Below are 17191 nucleotides of genomic sequence, written 5' to 3'. Positions count from 1 at the left end.
CCCTGTTCCCTGTTCCCTGTTCCCTGTTCCCTGTTCCCTGTTCCCTGTTCCCTGTTCCCTGTTCCCTGTTCCCTCATAACTGATAACTATCCTTGTAATGCCACAACCCAAACTAACAGGAAAGCTTCTGTCCATTCAACAACGGCTCCATAAGTATCTCCGGTGTGTCCTCCCAAACGAGCATTAAACCAAGCACCGCTTAAAATGGCGATCGCACTTCCCCCTAAAGCTAGACCTACGCCCACTAACCAATAGTGGGGATGAAGAATCACGATAATCCCGCTTAAGGCGATCAACAATAACGCACCGGGAACTAAATCCCAGGAGGAATAGGGAGTATCCTTGTGAAAGGCTCCTTTTCCAGTGGCTTTCAAATAGGGATAACGAGCGATCGCCACTAACTGTCCCCAACGTCCCCATCCAGCCACCGCCATTAAAATTAAGCCTCGATCCGCACTCAAATCTTGTAAAGCAGAAACTTTTAATAAAATAATGGCGATCGCAGCCATCACCCCGAACGCCCCCGTCACACTATCAGCCATCACCTCTAAGCGTCGATTCGGATCAGCCACGGCTAAACCATCGGCCGTATCCATGGCTCCATCTAAGTGTAAACCTCCGGTGATGCCAATTCCTGCCAGAATTACTAACACAGAACGGGTTAATACCGGACAACCGAGTAGGAATAATCCCCCATCAATTAAGCCTAAAATTCCGCCGATTAATACCCCAATCACCGGGGCAAAACGGGCAATTCCGCGAAACTCCAACGTCCAAGATAGGGGAATGGGAAAACAGGTATAAAAGGCAATTGCCGCCGCTAACGCTGTACCCTGTCGCTGGAAAAATTCAGAAAGTGATCGAATCAGCTTATTATCTGACATAGCAAAAAATTAAATTTGCGTAGATCTATAAATATTTTCTAGGTTATGCCAGAATTGAAATAACAACTTATGTTTTGTCTGAGTCAAGTCAAAACATCTCATCGGAGTTTGCCAACTCCAGGGTTGTTCAATGACACATCTGCTCGAAAACGAATCCATCCTTTTTAATTCCTTACGATTATTTTAGGTGAGAGAAGGAATAGGTGAGTTACAAACCCCGATTGGACAGTTGTAGTTTTGCTACAATGACAACATCTACCATATCAGTGAAAAGCATGGTTCTAATGATGGGTAGGAATAGCTTGAGTGTTGTTGAAGAATTTCCATAAAATTCTGAATTCAGCATTGCTTTTTCCTCAATAATTGTTAGAGTAAAACCATAAGATCAATGGCGGAGGAATAAAACAATTAAGGTTCATAATTGGGAAGGCGTATCGGAATTAACGACCAGTACAGCCAGACACCTTTGTTAGTAATTCCTCTACACCTAGGGATGGGATAACTTTACAACTACAGATTTGATTCAACAGAATCATTGCCATTCTGTCATTCACAGATTACATCTGAGGCTTTTGCTCCATGAGTTACGACCAACTAAACTACAGGGTGTCTGCTCCGTGCATTATCGATACGGGTATCGTTCTCAATAAGCGGGATATGCAAAAACTGCTTGTTGATTTAGGTCGTGTCCGTTATTTGCATATTCAAGACGGACAAATATGCACCGAAGCAGAAGGATACATCCTAGAAGTTTTTGCTAATCCACAACAAGCAACATTAGTTGCCAATCATTCGTTGTATTTGAATGTTTATAGTTTTGATTACTTAGAACTCAAACAGTCTCCTGACAAGGAAACTTATTTTGATCTAGTTCAAGAAGGGGGGCGTTTATTAAGATTAATTCCTTTAAACAATCCCTTACAAGAACAATTTAATCGCAATTTTAATGCAGCAGCTTTAGATGCGGTTATGGATCAAGTTTTGTCTTCTAATTGGGATACTCAAATTGATGAGGATGACTGTCCGTTCTAAGGGATAAAAGCAAGAGAATCTGAATTCTTAAGGCTCAACTCAGAATTTGAACTTTGTTGTTTCAACAGAACCTTAGAATAAAAAAGGAACGGGGAAAATTATTTTTTACCCCGCTTTTTCCAAGCTGTTTTTTGAGTTTTTTATGTCACACCCTTTTTCCTTTGAAGTTCAGGCGTGCTGTAGTCAAACAAAAGCCCGTGTTGGGTTATTTCATACCCCTCATGGTTGGGTTGAAACCCCCCGATTTATGCCTGTGGGAACCTTAGCCAATGTCAAAACCCTGACTCCAGCCCACCTGAAGGATGCAGGTGCCCAGATGGTTTTATCCAACACCTATCACCTGCATTTACAGCCAGGGGAAAATATTGTCGCTAGGGCTGGAGGTCTGCATCGATTTATGGGGTGGGATGGCCCGATTTTAACGGATTCTGGGGGGTTTCAAGTCTTTAGTTTAAGTGAAATTCGCACCATCACCGAAGACGGGGTAACGTTTCGTTCTCCCCATGATGGGAAAATCATTAACTTTACCCCAGAACGTTCTATCCAAATTCAAAATGAATTAGGGGCGGATGTGATTATGGCCTTTGATGAATGTCCCCCCTATCCCGCCAGTCGAGAAGCAGTTTTAAAAGCCACAGAACGCACCAAACGCTGGTTAGAACGTTGTATTAATGCCCATCAACGTAGCGACCAAGCTTTATTTGCCATTGTACAGGGGGGTATTTATGCGGATTTACGACAAAAAGCGGCTCAAGAATTAGTTGAATTTGATTTACCTGGATATGCCATTGGTGGGGTAAGTGTGGGGGAACCTGTAACATTAATTGAAAAAATTGTTCAGGTGACAACGCCAATTTTACCCTTTAATAAACCCCGTTATTTAATGGGGGTAGGAACCTATCGGGAAATGGCTCAAGCGATTGCTGCTGGGGTGGATTTATTTGATTGTGTCATTCCCACTCGTTTAGCCCGCCATGGCGCAGCGTTAATTAAGGGAGAACGATTGAATTTAAAAAATGCTCAATTTCGAGAGGATTTTCAACCGTTAGATGAAACTTGTCCCTGTTATACCTGTCAAAATTTTAGTCGGGCGTATATTAGTCATTTAGTCCGAGCTAAGGAACTATTAGGCTATACGTTAATCTCTATTCATAATGTTACCGAATTGATTCGGTTTACCCAACGCATTCGAGACGCCATTTTAAACCATCGATTTGCAGAAGAATTCCAATTTTGGTTAAGTCCAGCACCGGATACTGAAACCGTTTTAGACGAAGTTGAAATCAATAAACGCAGTCACGGCTAACCCTCCCCCGTAGTAAGTGCTTCAGGGCTTTCTTCCCCCTATCAAGGTTTCAATCCCTACCAGGGATTAATGGTTATTATTGAAAAATGGTCGTTCTTCAGAATTATGTCGCGAGGGCGGCTACTAATCGCCCTCTTCAACTAGCATTAACCGTTGTAAGTGCCTTCTATAATTTTCCTGAAGTTGAGGACTTTGGGGGAAACCCCGCCCCTACAACTGATTATGCCCCTCGGTTGACCGCAGTTTCAACTTGTTTAAATTCTTGTTCCAAACGTTGTTTTAATTTGTCGGGGATAGGACGGTTAGGATAGGAACTATAATGACCTGCTAAGGCATTGAGGGCGGTTCGCATGGTGGTAAAGGACGAGAGAGTCGTTACAGAGCTATCCCGACGGTAACGGGCAATAAATTCGTTAATCACCTCGCGGGCTTCACCTTGAGCTTCTGCCTTATTCGGTGCATCTTCAGGTAACAAGATAGCGGTTCTTAAGCTATCGACAACAGCTAAAGTATCTTGAGGATAATTGCCTGTTAAGAGTCCAGAGGGACTTCCCCCACATCCGACTAAGGTAATGGCAGCTACAAGAACAAGAGCTAATAGGCGAGAAATGTATTTTTTCATGAGCTTTATTAGAATTGGCATTAAAAATTATAGTCAAAATCCGGGTCTATTCTATCTGAAGGAAGGAATAAACTGCTAAAATGGGGGATGGGATCAGGGTCAAACGTCCCAATTCTAATACTTGATTCAGCTTGAATTGTTATCTTAAAAATTAATTAAGATTTAGAATTGTTTAAAAATATTTCAACTTCTGTTAATGTCGGTTGAGCCGCAATTGCACCGGGTTTTGTTGTGGTTAATGCCCCAACTGCACTGGCAAACTGTACCATTTCTTCAGATATTTTAGCATGATTAATCGATTCTATTCCTAATTTACAGAATTGATAAAGAATTCCGGCTGTAAATCCATCTCCGGCTCCAGTGGTATCTGCGACAGGAACAGAAAATGCGGGTAGTCTTCCTGAATTTCCGGCTAAATAATAGGCACAACCTTGTTCTCCGGCGGTGACAAATACGCCTTGAATTTGTAACTGTTGGGCGAGGGCTTCTGGTTCTATGGTATTAAATAATAATTCTGCTTCTTCATTCGTTAATTTTAGGAAATCCGCATTTTGAACAACATTTAAAATCAGTTCCATCGCTTCATTCGGGTTTGACCAAAACATCGGTCGCCAATTTATATCAATAAAAATTTTAACTTGATATTTTTTAGCTAACTGAATTGCTTTTAAAATCGCTTTTTGGCTTTCTGGGTAGGCTAATTCTAAGGTTCCTAAAACCAGAAATTCTGCGGTTTTAAATAATGCTTCTGGAAGGAGTTCTGCTTGTAAATAAGTATCTGCAAATTCCCCTGTGTCTCGTTCTCCAAATCCTGCAAAACTGCGATCGCCTGCTGTATCTCTAACCACATAAACAATCCGAGTCGGTGCGTTAGAATGGCGTTGAACCCCTGTAATATTAACACCTATTTCCCTCAATAATTTCACTAACTGTTCTCCGGGTGCATCTTCCCCAATACACCCGATAAAAGCCGTCGAAATCCCCAATTTAACCAATCCACACGCCGTATTCGCTGGCGCACCTCCGGGGTAATCTGTCCACGATTTAACTTGTTCTAACGGTTGTCCTAATTCATTGGATAACCGATCAAACAACATTTCACCAATACAAATAACTTGAGGATTATTCATGATTTTTAATAAAAATTAACCTTCTCTATTGTAGGGTGCGTGCGCGTTGCTTACGCACCATCCCAGTTATAATAAGTTGTCACTTGACAATTTAAACACAATAAACTATAGTTTATACAAGCTCAAATTTTTATGTCTAGGAAAAAACATCCTAAACTAGAGATTGAAGCAGCCTTGAAGTATGCCGAACAAAATGGATGGCGTATTGAAGTGGGCGGATCTCATGCTTGGGGAAAAATTTACTGTCCTTATAATAACAACGATTGTCGCTGTGGAGAATTTTGTATTGTCAGTGTTTGGAGTACCCCTAAAAATACAGGCAATCATGCTAAACAAATCCGTCGTGTGATTGATAACTGCACCGTTCATCATCAAGCACAAGAGGAAGAGGAGAATTAAAAAATGCCAGAATATGATTTTATTTTAAACTTTAATCTTCCAGATACTCCGGTAAATCTTGATAATTTTTTAGAGACTTTAGCAACAGAAGATTGTGATGATGCCTTAATTGGAATTGGGAAAAAGGGGCGAATTGCTCTCAATTTTATCCGAGAATCCCTATCAGCAACAGAAGCGGTTTATAGCGCAATTCGAGATGTAAAACGGGCTATTCCCCAGGCAATTTTGACTGAAGTTAGCCCGGATTTTGTGAGTTTAACCGAGGTTGCTACATTACTCGGATGTACGCGACAAAATATTCGTAATTTGATAATCAAGGATGAACTAAACTCTCCACAACCTATCTATGGGGGAACGCCTTCGATTTGGCACTTATCAGATATATTGAACTGGCTATGTGAGGAGAAAAATTATAGAAATAAAATAGATCCGAATTTATTAGAATTATCTAAGGTTAATAAGGATTTGAATATTGTTAGGGAGTGGGAAACAGTTGATTCTGAACAAAAGCAAAAAATGATTGATTTTTTTAGCCCAATTTCTGTTTAATTGATCATTTTTCGTTGCTAGGTAGAACCTAGCAATACTTTAATCAGGCTCTGCCTGCTGTTAACAAGAGGCAGAGCCTCCTTGAGTAAATTCCCTGGTAGAACCAGGGAACTAGAGGGAATTAAACAATATAAGGAGAATCAATGGCCTGTGCTCGATTAACGGCCACTAAGGTTTGATAGAAAATTGCCGCAATTTCCGCACGGGTGACATCTTTTAACGGGTTAAAAACCTCTTTTTTCGGGTAATTGACAACCATATTTAATTCCGTTGCGGTAATCATGGCATTAACAGCAAAAGCTGGAATTTGAGCACGGTCAGTATAAACACTCAAATTAGTTGGTGTTCCTCCCGTTAATTTCAACCCATTCACTAAAGAAACAATCGCCTGAGAGCGAGTTAAATTTTGATTCGGTCGGAAGGTTTTATCAGGATAACCCGACAGAAAACCTGCCCGATTTGCTTGATTAATGGCTTCTTTCCCCCAGAAATCTGCGGGGACATCGGTAAAAGCCGTTGCTTCCCGAATGGGGGTGAGTGTAAATGCTTTCATCAACATTGCAGCGTGTTGGGCACGAGTTAAAGTGGCATCGGGTTTAAAGGAACCATCGGGGAACCCGCTAATAATCCCCATATCCGCTAACCGTTCAATAAACGGTCTCGCCCAGTGAGACGCAATATCGTTGAATTTTGCGCCACCCGGAGCCGGAGTCGGTGTGGGAGTTGGGCCAGGGCTGGGTGCAGGGGTGGGGGAGGGCGTTGGACTTTGATTGGCACTCAATTCAATACTTCCTAATGTCCGAGTTGGGTTAATTTGATTTCCCACCGAAATTAAGGTAAATTTACTGGCATTTTGCACATCATATTTGCCATTATCAACAAATACATTGCCACCATTATCTTGAGGATTACCCAAATCTGGAGCAGAATCAGCAATCACCGTTAACCCATCTTGAAGATTTTTCTTAACTTGATTTTTTCGCAATACGGGTTTAGATTGTCCTGATAACACCAACCCAGAGCGGTTTTCCAGAATTTCATTTTCAATAATTAATGGAGCCGCAGAAGCTTGCACGGCGATCGCATATCCGGTATTTTGGAATTTATTCCCCCGAATTTCTCCTTTGGCATTTCCCGCTAAAGCGATACCATTTCCCACATTTTGAATAAAATCACTATTGAGTACCGTAGGAATGGCTGTTCCTGTCGCAAATAAACCTTCTCGTTTGGATTTTGATAAAGTACAACTGGCAACGGTACAATAAACAGATTCTGCCCAGATTCCGGTTCCTCGCGTTTGCTCATTGGTGACACTGACACCCTTAACCGTCGAGTTATTTTGCATCAAAATCGTAATATTCTGAGCCGCTGCACTAGGACTGGTAAACGTGCCACTCCCGACAATCACAACATCTTGGCCTTTGGTAGATTCGTTCCCCAGAATCGTGACTCCCGATGGCACAATTAACGGAAAGACTTCGCCACTGGCTGCGTTATAGCTTCCTGGGGCGACTTGAATCACGGTTCCTGATTGGGCACGACTAAGGGCTTTAGCAATGGTTTTTAAGGGGTCAGATTGCCCACCTGTGGCAGAATCATTGCCTGTGGCAGAATTAACAAATAAGGTGGCAGATGCAGCCATCGGTACAGTTTGAGTCACGACTTGTAGAGTTCCTTTAACGCGAGTAGGACTAATAATATTTCCAAAAGAAGTTAAGCTGGCAGTTCCGGCATTTTGAATATCAAAACCGCCATTATTGCGAATGGTATTTCCCCCAGGAGTTTGCACGGTTCCCAAATCGGGTGTGGCTTGATTTAAAATTACAACGCCATCGCCACTATTGCGTTCAATTAGGTTTTGACGTAGAATCGGTTTAGCGTGATCTGCAATTAACAATCCAGAGCGATTTTCTACAATAGCATTATCTCGAATTAAGGGAGCAGCTTGATCTTTAATTGAAAGACCATATCCGGTATTTTGAAAGATATTTCCTTGAATTTCTCCTTTGATTTCTCCTTCAATGGATACGCCATACCCTTCATTTTGAGTAAAAATACTATTGAGAATTTGAGGATTTCCTGAACCCACTGCATAAATCCCTTCTCGTTTGCATCGAGTCAAGGTACAGTTGGCAATCACAGGAGATTGAGATTCAATCCAAACCCCAGTTCCACGAGTTTGAATATTGGTGACGGTTACACCTCGCAATTGGGCGTTATTTTCCATCAAAATTGTAATATTTTGACTCGCAGCGCTGGGACTGGTATAGAGTCCATTTCCTTCGATTAAAATGCCACTGCCTTTACCTGATTCATTCCCAATAACAATGACCCCAGAAGGCACAATCAGGGGGAAAGTTTCACCACTGGAACTATTATAGGTGCCAGCTTCTAGGTCAATCGTAGTTCCAGACTGAGCTTGAGACAGGGCTTTTTTTAAGGTTTTAAAGGGGGAATTTGAGTCCCCAGAACTGAAATCGTTTCCAGTAGCGGGGTTAACGTACAAAGTTACCATAATTGTGTTTTTGATTAAACCGTCTGCGCTTTATCCTAAGCTCTGTTACACCTCCGATGTTAGGGATTCGGTCAAAAAAACGGAAAAATTTAATTTATTTTAATATTGTTCTGTTGGTTATACCTTGAGGGGGTTTCAGCCATTATCTAAAGTTAATGCTCTGTTTTTGGGAATTTCAAGATGGGCATAGCCCATCCTACTTTTGCTTAACTGTTATAGGTACGATTACGCCATTTAGAAAGTTGAGATTCTCCAAAGCAAGCTAATCCTTGCAATTCTAAAACCCGTTTTTGCAAAGCGTCAATTAAGTTATCTTGTTCTTGCAAATAGTTTTTCAAAGCATCATAATTAACCGTTGTATTCGTCGTTCCCTGATGTTGTGTTTTAGTAGAAACTAAACTCGCTAATTTTTGTTCCATTGTTGCTATTTGAGCTTTTTGAGTTGCACAAAGATGCTCTAGCTGGGAATAACTTTCTGTAGAAATACTGTGAGCTAATTTTACTTCTAATTCCGTAATTTTTTCTTGTTTCATTTGGAGTTGCGCTAGAGAACCATTACTTTCGTTAAGTTCTTTTTCCAAGGCTTCAATTTGCTGAGTTAATTGGGCTTGAATAGTGCGTTGTTGTTCTAATTCGTTTTGCAAAGTTTGGTGAGCTTCTGCCGAAATTTTTCCGGCTAATTCTTGTTCTAATTCAGGAATTCGATTTAATTGAGTTTGTAATTGAGCAATCGTTGATTTTTGTTGTTCTGATGCTTTTTGTAAAGCTTGATACACTTCTGCATCAACGGTTTGTGTTACTTTTTGTTCTAGTTGATGGTGTAGATTAGTAATGGTTTGTTTTTGCTGTTCCGCTTCTTGTTTCAAGGCTTCATGGGTTGCAGAATCAACGGTTTGCGCCAGTTGAGCTTCTAATTCTGATATCCTAGTCAGTTGCTGCTTTAACTGTTGAATTGTATTAGCTTGTTCTTCAACTTGTTGTTTTAAGGCTACATTCTCAGAGGAAAGAGCAGAAGACTCTACATTAGAAGTTTCTACCGTTTCAGAAGAAGTGGAAGGTGCTGTTTCTGGAGTTTTGGTGGATACATTTAATTCCCCTTTTCCTAGGCGTTCAAATAACTCAGATTTGGAGACTCCTAATTCTTGAGCCAAGGATTCTATCTGTTGTGCTGAATCAGCCGTTAATGAAACCGTAACTTTTACTTTGTCACTAATGGCAGAAGCAGGACGGGGAGTAGAAGGAGTGCGTTTTTTTCTATTGGTGGACATGAGACTATATTCCTTAAAAATTTCACTTAGGAGACAAAAATTTTAGATTGTGGATGTTATCAGAAAAATTCAACCCAAAATCTAAAAGGGTTTATCCCAAATTCATCGATTGCATGGCGGTAGACTTTCAATCGTGAGGTGTGCATCTCACTGTTGCAGAGGATAGATGTTTGTAGGGGTTTCAGCTTTAATCTGTTACTAAACATAACCCCCTAAAGTTGTTAACTGTAAAAACGAAGTCAACAGGAGAGTTAGGTTAGATGGGTTTGTGGCGGGATGTTACCGTATCCGTCTGCCTGCTGGTTCAAAACGTTGACATTTTGAATTCCTGTTCAACATTATCCTGCAATAGCCTACATTTAGAAGTATAGGGCGGTGCAGAGACAAAAAAGTGTAAATTTTGTGAAGCAGAAGGCAGCCAATCTATGGAATGGGTATATAGTGCTACGCATTAAAGTTTAGGACAATTTTCTAAATCCCGAAACTCATTGACCACTTACTGCGAAGCACTGAGCCTGTCGAAGTGTTCCCTATTCCCTATTCCCTATTCCCTGTTCCCTAATGATCAATATGAGCAAGTTATGACATTACCCCTAGGTTTGCTTATCAATTAGATTAAAAATTTAAACCCATCGGATATTAATAAATGTTAAACTAAAAGGTAAAGTACATAACAGGTCAAGTAAGGACTAACCATGTTATCTCAACCTATATTTGATGATCGTGCGCTGAATGAGTCTTTGTACCAAGCGTTGATTGAACGTTTCCGTGAAACTCTACCCTCCTCAAGCCAATCTCAACTGTTAGAATGTAGCTTTGGTTTTGCTCCCAGTCCCACCGGAGTCAAAACCTTTTTTATTGTTACCCCTTCTTTGCAGGTCGCTGAACAGTTGTTATCGAACATACAGCAGATTGTTGAACGAGTGCAAACCTTAATGGTTGGAGTTGGACAAGTGGCTCTGTGTATTCAACCACACAACAACCCTGTAGAAACCCCTAACTCATCCCCGGTTTGTCACCCGTCCCCAACCCTTCATCCTCAATATATGATGTGTAAGATCTTCCCGGTTAACAGTGAACCGCCCAATTTAGAAGATTAAACTTGACAAGAACCTATTACCCTTATATCTATTGGAGGAAACCCGGAACAATTAACGGGTTCTGGTGCTATTCTCGTTACCTTCGGATTCAATCACTTCACGGACTCGATAGATAGGTCGATCTTGAGACTCATGATAGGTTCGCATTAACAGTTCAGCTAATAAACCAAAACAAAACAGTTGAATTCCGGTAAGGGTCAGTAATACTGCAAAGGTGAGTAAAGGACGATCAGCAATTCCTTCGCCCAAAACCAGTCGAATAAAGGTCAAATAAATACCAACAATAATTCCAAAGGCAAAAGCCAACATTCCTAATAAACCAAAAACGTGCATAGGTCGAGTCAGGAATTTTTTGATAAAGGAAATTGTTAATAAATCCATCACCACCCGGAAGGTACGATCTAAACCATATTTACTCTGACCAAAACGACGAGCATGATGGTTAACCGGAATTTCAGTAATTCTCGCGCCTTCAATAAAGGCTAAAGCGGGTAAGAATCGGTGGAGTTCTCCATAAAGTTTCATATCGGCGATTACCTCAGTGCGGTAAGCCTTAAGAGAACAACCATAGTCATGTAGTTGTACCCCAGTCATCTTACTAATCAGCCAGTTCGCAATGCGAGAGGGAAGTAAACGAGTGATTTTGGCATCTTGTCGATTTTTACGCCAACCACTGACGACATCAAAACCCTTACCCAACTCTGTCAGAAGTAGAGGAATATCTTGGGGATCATTTTGTAAATCACCATCAATTGTAATAATCACCTGACCTTGAGAATACTTAAATCCCGCCGCCATTGCTGCGGTTTGGCCATAATTGCGGCGGAGAATAATGGCTTTGAGATGAGGATTGGTTGTGGCTTCCTGTTTCAGGAGTTCCGTGGAACCATCGGTTGACCCATCATCAACACAAACCAATTCATAATTTAAACCCAAAGAAGTCATATTACTATCAATCGCTGCTATCAATCGGGGTAAACTTTCGACTTCGTTATAGATAGGTACAACGATAGAAACAGCTAAGGAGTGAGAACCCAAAATTAAATCTCCATAATGTTTCTGAGGTTCTGGCGTTTTTAAAATTGGGGGTTGTGAAATATCCATCTTATCCTCTAAGTTCTTACAAAAGGAAATAGTTGTATTAGGAAATTTTAGGAACACATACACGTTCATTGAGTCTTGTCTTATCTAGGATAGAGTTAGTAAAAAAAACACAGTTAGAATCAGATAGAACTCTATCCTTCCTAGAAAATTCAGTTCCTGTGGGAAAGATTAATTGGAGTGCAGGAAAAACAGTAGCTAGAATATCCTTGGGTTAGCCTGTAGATAATTTCTGACTATAAAATAACTGAGGAAACCAATTATATCAAGTGTCTCTTGAAGATTTATCTTTTCGGCTTAATCCCAATATTAGGATAACATCACCCCAGGAACCAAAAGCTTGAGATGAGAAAATTTTACTCAGGGGTGGTAGATTTTGTTGTCGGTACAGCCGGAGTTACCTTAAATACTTGAATAGGCTGAAATTCAAGGCTACTAAATGTTTTTTCCTGTTCAACTTTAAATTGTTGTCCAGCTACTGTGGTAAATACTCGATTCATCCCCTCGGTTTCGTTGCAAAATAGCCAGCAAACAAACCAAAGATTCGATTTTAAAGGTAAGGTTCTATCGAACTGTTGTTTAATATAATCTGGGGTTAACTTGTCCTGAGAACCCGGATGATTCAGTAAATGAACTTTATTAGGTTCGGGATAATAGCGAGGCAGAGATAGAGGGAAAAAGTCTGGAGTAGAGTGCATGACTATCAAATCATTAGGTTGCTGATTTTGGTAAATATATTGGGTGGCTCCTTGCCAATCATTTCGATATAATTTCGTGTAGTAATCGAAAAGGCTGCCTGTAACGCCAATACAGTAAGCAATGGCTATGGCGATCGCTAACGGTTTTTTCCAATTCCAAATGACAACAAATCCTGCTGCTATAAGAATGAGAAAATAAGGAGCAACAAACAAAAGATAACGAGTAAACCAGATGGAATTTTTATAATAAGATAAAAACAACATTAAACTAGCTGGAATAATCGCCCAAGTTGCCAACCAAATCAACCGTTCTGAAGGATGTTTACTAAAAATATTTAATAGGGAAATAACTAATAAAACAATCAAAATCGCAGTAAAACCAGCATAGAATAAAATAGAAAAAGTTTTTACACTCAATAATTGATTTAACAATGTAGCATCTGTTAACTGATTTTTATTTAGAATAATTTGATTAGATTCAAGTAGATTTCTCAAAGGCCAGTATACGGTAAATTGGGTTAACATCCCAATAATTTGAGTCACTCCAGGTTTAGAATAGTCAGCAACTTGCTTCTCCATAAACTCATTTGCTCCACCTCCTATGGTAAGTGCCCAGAAGATGGGAAGGAAAAATAAACCGATAATTGATAAACCTCCAGCAGCAGCCAGTAATACTTGACGCTGTTTGCGGAATTTCCAACCCAATAAAACTATATCGGCCACCAAAATTAAAATATTATTAGCATTCGTTAAAATTAAGAATGTTCGTGCTATTGTCCAACCCGCTAAAGCTTTATAGGAAGGTCGTTCTAAAAAGTAACTGAGGGCTAATGTTCCCGCTACACTCAAGAAGGTAATCACGGTGTACATCCGAATTTCTTGAGCGTGATTAATAAATAGAGGAGAAACACTGGCCATAAATGCGGCAATTAATCCGGTAGACTTTCCGACAATGCGACATCCCAACCAATAAGTAAAGTAAATACTCCCTAAACCAAAAATAATCGATAATCCTCTTAACCAAGCATCGCTATCGCCAAACTGCATCCAGGCTTTCAGGAGTATGTAGTAGAAGGGGCGGACGTAAGGGAGAGTAAACTCAAATGATTTAGCATCACGAATACTAAGCATTTCATCAATCCACACGCTTTCGGTACTGAGTTGATATAACCGCAGTCCTGTAGCCAGTAACAGAATCAATAGAATCGGTATCTGTTTAAATAAAAGTTGTTGAGTATTTTTACCATTAGAAGACAATGTTAACTTAGGATCAATCTGCAATTTCACTGAGTGTCTCTCCTATGTGAGAAAATTTGGGGAGTTGTTTGACAAAAAACAATTATAGCAATCCTATCCCGCTTCTGTCACTCTCCGAAAAGTCTTGCATTTTCTTCTGAATCCTAGAGCCTAGACAGAGCAAGCGACCACACCTTTTTTTACGAGTAGAAATTCTGAAGAGCGCGAAATTGGCTAAAATGCGATCGCCCCATCCCAGATCGTTGACTATAACGTGGCTTTGGAAATTACTAATCATAGGCAAAACCGGAGAGTGACAGAAGAGGGATAGCTTCAAGTGTAATCTAAGATTTTTTGATCACTACTCTAAGCCAGATCACTTAAACTATATATCAAAAGTCTACAAAAGAGGATAATTTGATGCAAATAGATGGGTTTTTTATTCTGAAGAAAGAGGATAATTTATCCTAATTATCAGATAATCTTTCTTCAGAAGGATGAATCCACGATCTTGATTTGGCTAACGTAGGAAAGATAAGATTTATTTCTTAAAAATAGAGGAATTTAATATGGCTTTCCTACGAATTGAAGATTTTGATCCCCATTACAAAGATGCGTTTGATGGAGAAGAAATCATTGGCTTAGATGTATATTCTGATGTCCAAGAAGAAAAAATTGGCAGTATTAGCGATATTTTAGTCGATGAATCCGGTCATTTTCGGTATTTTATCGTTGATTTAGGCTTCTGGATTTTTGGCAAAACAATTTTACTTCCGGTCGGTCATTCCCGAATTGATTATAAATCTCAACGGGTTTATACTAATGGATTAACCAAAGAACAAGCAACCCATCTTCCTTCTTATCAGCACTTAGAAACGAAAGGATACGATTACGAAGAACAAGTCAGAAAAACCTATCGTCTCCCTTATATGGGTGAAGTTCCCATTCGCAGTGATCAGGAATATATAATGCCCAATACGAGCGAAATTCAGTCCGCGCCTGTGTTAGATTGGAAAACCATCAATCCTGACCATTATAGTTATGATCTTGAACCGAATTTATATCGATTAAATGAACGGGATCATCAACAATTAAAACGATATGAAGAACGGTTAATTGCCAATAATTCCCTCAAAAAATCCCATTCTATAATTCGTTAGTATCAGAAAATAAGGGAGGAAAGGCGGTTAGAGGTGTTAAACCTGATCACTGATTACTGTTCTTTAATCTTTCCTTCTCTCCTCTTTAGGAAAAACTTAAGGTTCCTTGTTCTCCATCCAGATGAGCCATCCGACCAACGGGTAAAATAGCATTCGATCCTTCATGACCGAAGGGTAAATTAGACACAATTGGAATTCCTAAATCGCCTAAGCGATCGCGTAATACCTCTTCTATGGTAAAACTATTAGGATTTCCTTTAGCTTCACAACGACTAAATCGTCCTAACGCAATTCCTTGAACCCCTTTAAATGCACCCACCATCCGCCAGTGAGTTAACATTCGATCTAAACGATAGGGTTCTTCATTAACATCTTCTAAGGCGATAATGGTATTGGTTAAATCCGGTTGATAAGTTGTTCCTAATAAATGAGTCGCAACCGTTAAATTAGCAGGAAATAATCGACCAGAAGCATAACCTTTGATCCAACTTTCCCCTTGTAACACTTCAAAATATCCCGTTTCAACACCTTCAAATAAACGTTGAATTGACCAATCTGGTTCAGTGGCTAAGGTTGTTAAAACAGGGCCATGAATGCCGATAATGTGTGAATGATGGGAAAATGCCCATAATAATCCTGTGATATCAGAAAACCCAATTAAAAATTTAGGAATAGTCGCAATTTTAGCAAAATTATCCCAATTCCATCCTTCTAATAATCGAGTTGATCCAAACCCTCCTCTAGCGCACAAAATACCCCGACAAGTTTCATCTGTTAAGGCTTCTAAAAGTTGTTGTCGTCGGTTTTCATCGTTTCCGGCTAAATATCCCCAGGATTGATCAAAACCCGGTGTAAATTCGATTTTATAACCGTGCGATCGCCAAATTTCAACTCCTTTTTCAAAAGGTTCCCATTCTCTTAACGCGCCACTGGGCGCAATTACTCGTAATTTATCGCCCGGTTTTAATCCTGGAAAATTGGTCATAATTAATGATATTATTAATAATAAAAAGTCCTGAATACTTTACGATGAAATAACCTGAAATAACCAGTGTTCAATGCGATCGCCTAAAGCATCTAAAGAATATTCTGTTTCCGCCTGTTGACGACAGACAAAACGGTCAATTTGATCTAACTTTTGAATAGCCTGAACTAACTCATTAATATTATCCGGTTCCACTAACCAACCTGTTACGCTATCTCGAATAATTTCTGTTGGCCCTCCTCGGCTATAGGAAATTACAGGAACGCCACAAGCTAAGGCTTCGATCGCCACATTTCCAAAAGCTTCTATCCAGCGATGGGTCATCACTAAAGCGCGACATTGACGAACTTGTTCTTGAAGTTTTTCCGTTGATAAAAACCCTAAGTATTGAATCGGAGCATCGGAATAATTTTGAACAATGGTTTGCCAGTAAGCTTCATCTTGAATTTTACCCATAATCATTAATGGAATTCCCGTTTTTTGGGAAGCAGCAACTGCATCTTCTAAACCTTTTTCGGGAGAAATTCTACCGACCCAAGCTAATTGATTTTTGGGTTCTGCACAAAACTGATATTGAGATAAATCAATCGCATTACTTAAACAAAAATAACCCTCTTTTAACCCAAAAGTTTCTGCTTGACTATGGGTATGAAAAGCAATGGAACCCGGACACTGTTGAATGGCTTGATGAACAGCTTGATCCATGACATCGCTTAAGGAACCCATACTGACTAAATGGATTAATTTACCTTTAAAAAAAGGCGTTAAAAATAAAGGCAACCAATCATAAGCAAAGTTCAAAATAATATCATATTGATCAGCAACTTGTTGAGCATAATTCCACAAATTCGTTAACACGGAATTATCAGGCAAAATCACCGGATCATGACGGTTTTGGGTTTGGGCTAAAGTTTGTAATTCCCCTGGAATTTCTACTATTGAAAAAGACTCTAATTGAGACGTTTCCGGGGCTGCAATCGTAACTTTATGACCTCGTTGGCGCAGAACTATTGCTAGATTTAAGACTGTTAATTCTACACCCCCGCCCAATCCAGATCCCAACGGCCCAACGGGAGTTGATACCAATAATACTTCTAAGCGTTGATTCATTGAAAATCAAGGTTTGAAAGGAAATTTAAAATCGCAAGGAAGCCTAAAGAGCCTCTCCCATACTGAGGGCGATCAGGCAAGATTATGATCCAGTCC

At 39.9% G+C, this 17191-nt stretch carries 16 protein-coding genes; 6 read left to right on the top strand and 10 right to left on the bottom strand.

Annotation, left to right across the window (positions count from 1 at the left end):
• Positions 1–86: 86 nt before the first annotated feature.
• Both cobS and PL9214_RS31420 read right to left on the bottom strand, forming a co-directional pair.
• Positions 87–884, bottom strand: coding sequence for an adenosylcobinamide-GDP ribazoletransferase (gene cobS, locus PL9214_RS19605; RefSeq protein WP_072720444.1), 798 nt, complete (start codon positions 882–884; stop codon positions 87–89).
• 208 nt (positions 885–1092) lie between these two features.
• Positions 1093–1230 carry a hypothetical protein gene (locus PL9214_RS31420; protein WP_186440409.1) on the bottom strand — a complete coding sequence of 46 codons (138 nt, stop codon included), beginning with the start codon at positions 1228–1230 and terminating at the stop codon, positions 1093–1095.
• Between the two features lie 233 nt (positions 1231–1463).
• Here PL9214_RS31420 and PL9214_RS19600 point away from each other — a divergent pair, with 233 nt between their 5' ends.
• Together PL9214_RS19600 and tgt are read left to right on the top strand one after the other, a co-directional pair.
• The gene (locus PL9214_RS19600; RefSeq protein ID WP_072720443.1) at positions 1464–1916 is read left to right on the top strand and encodes a hypothetical protein; all 453 of its coding nucleotides are present in this window, start codon (positions 1464–1466) and stop codon (positions 1914–1916) included.
• 142 nt (positions 1917–2058) lie between these two features.
• Positions 2059–3222, top strand: coding sequence for a tRNA guanosine(34) transglycosylase Tgt (gene tgt, locus PL9214_RS19595; RefSeq protein ID WP_072720442.1), 1164 nt, complete (start codon positions 2059–2061; stop codon positions 3220–3222).
• A 220-nt stretch (positions 3223–3442) separates the two neighbouring features.
• Here the strand turns inward: tgt and psb27 are convergent, their stop codons facing one another.
• Both psb27 and PL9214_RS19585 read right to left on the bottom strand, forming a co-directional pair.
• On the bottom strand, positions 3443–3844 hold the full coding sequence (gene psb27, locus PL9214_RS19590) for a photosystem II protein Psb27 (protein WP_072720441.1): 402 nt from the start codon (positions 3842–3844) through the stop codon (positions 3443–3445).
• A 155-nt stretch (positions 3845–3999) separates the two neighbouring features.
• A complete protein-coding gene (locus PL9214_RS19585) occupies positions 4000–4974 on the bottom strand; it encodes a carbohydrate kinase family protein (protein ID WP_072720440.1) in 975 nt (324 codons plus the stop codon).
• 132 nt (positions 4975–5106) lie between these two features.
• Between PL9214_RS19585 and PL9214_RS19580 the strand changes: the two genes are divergently transcribed.
• Together PL9214_RS19580 and PL9214_RS19575 are read left to right on the top strand one after the other, a co-directional pair.
• Entirely contained in the window at positions 5107–5373 is a 267-nt protein-coding gene (locus PL9214_RS19580; RefSeq protein WP_072720439.1) for a hypothetical protein, read from the top strand.
• Between the two features lie 3 nt (positions 5374–5376).
• A complete protein-coding gene (locus tag PL9214_RS19575; protein WP_072720438.1) occupies positions 5377–5922 on the top strand; it encodes a helix-turn-helix transcriptional regulator in 546 nt (181 codons plus the stop codon).
• 121 nt (positions 5923–6043) lie between these two features.
• Here the strand turns inward: PL9214_RS19575 and PL9214_RS19570 are convergent, their stop codons facing one another.
• Together PL9214_RS19570 and PL9214_RS19565 are read right to left on the bottom strand one after the other, a co-directional pair.
• Positions 6044–8437 (bottom strand): DUF1565 domain-containing protein, encoded by a 2394-nt coding sequence (locus PL9214_RS19570; protein ID WP_072720437.1) that lies wholly within the window; start codon positions 8435–8437, stop codon positions 6044–6046.
• Positions 8438–8643: 206 nt separating this feature from the next.
• Positions 8644–9705, bottom strand: a complete 1062-nt coding sequence (locus PL9214_RS19565; protein ID WP_072720436.1) for a coiled-coil domain-containing protein — start codon at positions 9703–9705, stop codon at positions 8644–8646.
• 695 nt (positions 9706–10400) lie between these two features.
• Here PL9214_RS19565 and PL9214_RS19560 point away from each other — a divergent pair.
• A complete protein-coding gene (locus PL9214_RS19560) occupies positions 10401–10805 on the top strand; it encodes a hypothetical protein (protein WP_072720435.1) in 405 nt (134 codons plus the stop codon).
• A 51-nt stretch (positions 10806–10856) separates the two neighbouring features.
• Here the strand turns inward: PL9214_RS19560 and PL9214_RS19555 are convergent, their stop codons facing one another.
• Together PL9214_RS19555 and PL9214_RS19550 are read right to left on the bottom strand one after the other, a co-directional pair.
• Positions 10857–11909 carry a glycosyltransferase family 2 protein gene (locus PL9214_RS19555; RefSeq protein WP_083580086.1) on the bottom strand — a complete coding sequence of 351 codons (1053 nt, stop codon included), beginning with the start codon at positions 11907–11909 and terminating at the stop codon, positions 10857–10859.
• 353 nt (positions 11910–12262) lie between these two features.
• Positions 12263–13891: a glycosyltransferase family 39 protein gene (locus PL9214_RS19550; protein ID WP_072720434.1), complete on the bottom strand. Its 1629-nt coding sequence runs from the start codon at positions 13889–13891 to the stop codon at positions 12263–12265.
• Positions 13892–14409: 518 nt separating this feature from the next.
• Here PL9214_RS19550 and PL9214_RS19545 point away from each other — a divergent pair.
• On the top strand, positions 14410–15000 hold the full coding sequence (locus PL9214_RS19545) for a PRC-barrel domain-containing protein (protein ID WP_072720433.1): 591 nt from the start codon (positions 14410–14412) through the stop codon (positions 14998–15000).
• An 85-nt stretch (positions 15001–15085) separates the two neighbouring features.
• Here PL9214_RS19545 and PL9214_RS19540 read toward each other — a convergent pair whose 3' ends face one another.
• Positions 15086–15985: a S66 peptidase family protein gene (locus PL9214_RS19540; RefSeq protein ID WP_072720432.1), complete on the bottom strand. Its 900-nt coding sequence runs from the start codon at positions 15983–15985 to the stop codon at positions 15086–15088.
• 39 nt (positions 15986–16024) lie between these two features.
• Positions 16025–17095, bottom strand: coding sequence for a glycosyltransferase family 4 protein (locus PL9214_RS19535; protein ID WP_072720431.1), 1071 nt, complete (start codon positions 17093–17095; stop codon positions 16025–16027).
• Positions 17096–17191 lie beyond the last annotated feature (96 nt).

Origin of the sequence: Planktothrix tepida PCC 9214 (genome assembly GCF_900009145.1) — a bacterium.
In the GTDB taxonomy this organism is placed as follows: domain Bacteria; phylum Cyanobacteriota; class Cyanobacteriia; order Cyanobacteriales; family Microcoleaceae; genus Planktothrix; species Planktothrix tepida.
The sequence above is the reverse complement of the archived record's forward strand: the minus strand, read 5'-3'. Positions and strand labels throughout refer to the sequence as shown.